We start from the raw sequence: 4,429 nt of genomic DNA, 5'->3' as shown, positions 1-4,429 counted from the left end.
CCTCGCCGACGACCGCCACCGTCACCGAAAATATGACCGCCGCCTATCAGGCGAGCGCGACCGACGCCGACGGCGGCAGCCTGACCTTCTCGATCGACGGCGGCGCCGACGCCGGACTCTTCGCGATCACCCCCGCGGGCGCGCTCAGCTTCAGCGCCGCGCCCGACTTCGACCTCCCCGGCGATGCCGACGGCAACAATATCTATGTCGTGAACCTGCGCGTCAGCGACGGCAGCCGCAGCGCGACGCAGCAGCTCAACATCAGTGTGGTCAACAGCCCCGAAGGAATCGCGGTCCGCCGCGTCGGTACCGGTTTCAACCAGCCGCTGTTCGTCGCCGCCATCCCGGGCGACAGCCGCGTCTATGTCGCCGAAAAGGGCGGCGACGTCTTTTTGTTCGACCCCGCGAACGGCGGCAAGACGCGGGTTCTCGACATCACCGATATCAGCACCGACGGCGAACGCGGGCTGCTCGGCCTCGCCGTCTATCCCGATCATGCCACCTCGCGCCACCTGCTCGCGATGGCGACGGCGCCCAATGGCGCGGTACAGATCCGGCGCTACACGCTCAGCGGCGTCAACCCGTCGCTCGGCTATGTCACGGCACTCAGCATCCCGCATTCGGCGAACAGCAATCACAATGGCGGCTGGATCGGCTTCGGCCCCGACGGCTATATCTATGCCGGGGTCGGGGACGGCGGCGGCGCCGGCGACCCTGCGAACAATGCGCAAAATCCGAACAGCCAGCTCGGCAAGATCCTGCGCCTCGCGCGCAATCCCGATCCGTTCGCCGGCGCCAGCCCGCAATATTTCATCCCCGCGCCGGGCAATCCCTATCTGTCGGGCGGCGGCGACCGTTATGTCTATGCGCTGGGCCTGCGCAACCCGTTCCGCGCCTCCTTCCACCAGTCGACGTTGATCATCGGCGACGTCGGGCAAGGGGCGGTCGAGGAAGTCGATTTCCTGTCGACGACGCAGCCGGGCGCCAATTTCGGCTGGCCATTCCGCGAAGGCACGCAAAGCTATCGCGGCACCGCTCCCGCGGGACTGATCGACCCCGTTACCGAATATTCGCACGGCAGCGGCGCGCGCCAGGGCCAGTCGATCACCGGCGGCTATGTCTATCGCGGCCCCGTGACCTCGCTGCAGGGCCAATATGTCTTCGCCGATTTCATCTCGGGCAATATCTGGTCGGTCCCCTTCACCAGTCTCGTCGCCGGACAGACCTTGTCCTCGTCGCGCTACGCGACGCGCAACGCCGACTTCCTTCCCGACGCCGGCACCATTGACCAGATCGCCTCCTTTGGCGAAGACAATGCCGGTAACTTGTTCATCGTCGATCTCGACGGCGACATTTTCATGGTCCAGCCCGCCTGATCCGACGGGCGGAGGCCCGGTTCGAGATTGGAGACGCCTGACATGAAACACTGGATGCTGCTGGGGCTGCTCGCGGCCGCCCTGCCCTGCGCCGCGCAGGCGAAATTGTCGAAGCCCGAGGCGGCGATGGCAAAGACGGTCGCCGCCGAGCAGGAGCGATCGATCGCGCTGCTCGAAAGGCTCGTCAACCAGAACAGCGGCTCGCTCAACCTCGAAGGCGTCGAAAAGGTCGCGGTGATGATGCGCGCCGAACTCGAACCCTTGGGCTTCACCGTCACCTGGAAACCGACCCCCGAAACCAAGCGCGCCGGCCACCTGATCGCGATCCACAAGGGCAAACCCGACACCAAGCGCCTGCTGCTCATCGCGCATCTCGACACCGTATTCGAACCCGATTCGCCCTTCCAGAAATTCACGAGGCTGGGCGATAAGGGCGAAGGTCCGGGCGCGGGCGACGACAAGGGCGGCATGGTCGTCATCGTCGCGGCGCTGCGCGCAATGAAGGCGGCGGGCACGCTCAAGGACGCCAATATCGAAATCCATATGACCGGCGACGAGGAAGACGCCGGCGACCCGATCGAAAAGGCGCGCGCCGACCTGATCGAGGCGGGCAAGCGCAGCGACGTCGCGCTCGATTTCGAAGGGCTCGTCCGCGACAATGGCGCCGATATGGGTTCGGTCGCGCGGCGGAGCAGCGAAAGCTGGACCGTCACCGCCACCGGCAAGTCGGCGCACAGCTCGGGTATCTTCAGCAACGCCGCGGGCGACGGCGCGATCTATGAGCTCACCCGCATCATCGCACGCTTCCGCACCGAGCTTCCCGAACCCAATCTGACCTTCAACGTCGGGCTGATCGCGGGCGGGCAGGAAGCGGTGCTCGACGCGGGCGGCATTCGCGCCACCGCCAATGGCAAGACCAATATCATTCCGCCGATCGCGATCGCGCGCGGCGACCTGCGCACGCTGTCGGGTGAACAGGCGACGCGCGTGAAGGCAAAGATGGCGGCGATTGTCGCCGACCATGCACCGCTGACCGACGCGAAACTGAGCTTCGACCCCGGCGGCTACCCGCCGATGGCGCCGACCGACGGCAATCGTGCGCTGCTGACCAAGCTCAACGGCGTGAACCGCGACCTCGGCCTCGCCGAAATGGCGGCGCTTGATCCCTTGAAGCGCGGCGCGGGCGACATCAGTTTCGTTGCCGCCGATGTCGACGGGCTCGCAGGTCTCGGGCCGTACAGCACTGGCGACCACGCCCCCGGCGAAGCGGTCGACCTGCCGAGCATCGAACGGCAGGCGACACGCGCTGCCATCCTGATGTCACGCCTTGCTGCTGAAAAGCGCTAGGCGCGCGTCAAAACGCGCGTACCGCGCTTGATTCATTCGCCGCCGTGATTAGGTAGCAATCCGATACGTATCCGAAACCGCCGATGGGAGAGAGATTATGAGCAGCTTCGAAACGCACCTGAAACAAAATTACATCGGCGGCCAGTGGGTCGACAGTATCGGCGGCAAGGAACATCAGGTCATCAGCCCCTCGACCGAGGAAGCGACGACGACGATCGTGCTCGGCACCGCCGCCGACGTCGACGCCGCGGTCGAAGCCGCGAAGGAAGCGTTCAAGACCTTCTCGCAGACGACGCGCGAGGAACGGCTCGAGCTGCTGAACAACATCGTCGCCGAATATAAGAAGCGCATCCCCGATCTCGCCAAGTCGATGGCCGCCGAAATGGGCGCGCCCGTCAGCTTCGCCGCCGCCGCGCAGGCGCCCGCCGGGCTCGGCGGTTTCCTCGGCACCATCGCGGCGCTCAAGGACTTCCAGTTCAGGGAACAGCACGGCCCGAACACCGTCGTCTACGAACCGATGGGCGTCGTCGGCATGATCACGCCGTGGAACTGGCCGCTCAACCAGATCGCGCTCAAGGTCGCCCCTGCGCTCGCCGGCGGCAATTGCATGGTGCTGAAGCCGTCGGAGGAATGCCCCGGCAACGCAACGATCTTCGCCGAAATCCTCGACGCCGCAGGCGTCCCGCCGGGCGTGTTCAACCTGATCCAGGGTGACGGCCCGACCGTCGGCAACGCGATCTCGTCGCACCCCGGTATCGAAATGGTCAGCTTCACCGGCTCGACCCGCGCCGGCATCCTGGTGGCGAAGGCCGCCGCCGACACCGTGAAGCGCGTCCATCAGGAACTCGGCGGCAAGTCGCCGAACCTCGTCCTGCCCGACGCTGACCTCGGCGCAGTGCTGCCCCCGACGGTGCAGGGCGTGCTGATCAACACCGGCCAGAGCTGCATCGCGCCGACCCGCATCCTCGTCCAGAAGGAACGCGAGGCCGAGGCGATCGGCGTCATCAAGGCGATGTTCGACGGCACGCAGGTCGGCGACCCGCTCGCCGAGGGCGGCCATATCGGCCCCGTCGTCAACAAGGCGCAGTTCGACAAGATCCAGGGCCTGATCCAGTCGGCGATCGACGAGGGCGCGACGCTCGAAACCGGCGGCACCGGCCTGCCCGCCAACGTCAACCGCGGCTATTATATCAAACCGACCGTCTTCTCGGGCGTCACCCCGAACATGCGCATCGCCAATGAGGAAGTCTTCGGCCCGGTCGCGACGGTCATGGCCTATGACACGCTCGACGAAGCGATCGCGGTCGCCAACGACACCGAATATGGCCTGTCGGCGGTGATCTCGGGCGACCCCGCCAAGGCCGCCGACGTCGCGCCGAAGCTGCGCGCCGGCATGGTCGCGGTGAACAATTGGGGTCCGGCGCCGGGCGCGCCCTTCGGCGGCTACAAGGCATCGGGCAATGGCCGCGAAGGCGGGTTGTTCGGCCTCAAGGATTTCATGGAAATCAAGGCGATCAGCGGCATCCCGGCATAAGCCGACATCTCCCCTCCCGCTTGCGGGAGGGGTCGGGGGACGGCCTGTTGCGTTGCCAAAACCCTCCCCGCTGCGACTAGGACGCGGAGCGCCCAAGTCTCACTGCCCCTCCCGTTTACGGGAGGGGTTTTGCTATCCGCCTGTTGGGATTACACGCACCCCCATCATGACC

Annotated in this window: 3 protein-coding genes; all 3 read left to right on the top strand. The window is 66.1% G+C overall.

The genetic code is table 11. The features are described from left to right. Positions 1–1,376, top strand: a 1,376-nt coding sequence (locus tag B1A78_RS20560; RefSeq protein WP_077148731.1) for a PQQ-dependent sugar dehydrogenase, incomplete at its 5' end; no start/stop codon positions are given. Positions 1,377–1,418: 42 nt separating this feature from the next. Next, positions 1,419–2,723, top strand: coding sequence for a M20/M25/M40 family metallo-hydrolase (locus B1A78_RS20555; RefSeq protein WP_083734385.1), 1,305 nt, complete (start codon positions 1,419–1,421; stop codon positions 2,721–2,723). Between the two features lie 97 nt (positions 2,724–2,820). Next, positions 2,821–4,257, top strand: a complete 1,437-nt coding sequence (locus B1A78_RS20550) for an aldehyde dehydrogenase family protein (protein ID WP_077148730.1) — start codon at positions 2,821–2,823, stop codon at positions 4,255–4,257. The last annotated feature ends 172 nt before the right edge of the window (positions 4,258–4,429 follow it).

Origin of the sequence: Sphingopyxis sp. KK2 (assembly GCF_001990265.1) — a bacterium.
GTDB lineage: Bacteria > Pseudomonadota > Alphaproteobacteria > Sphingomonadales > Sphingomonadaceae > Sphingopyxis.
Note: the sequence above shows the minus strand (reverse complement) of the source record. Positions and strands in the feature narration are given on the sequence as shown.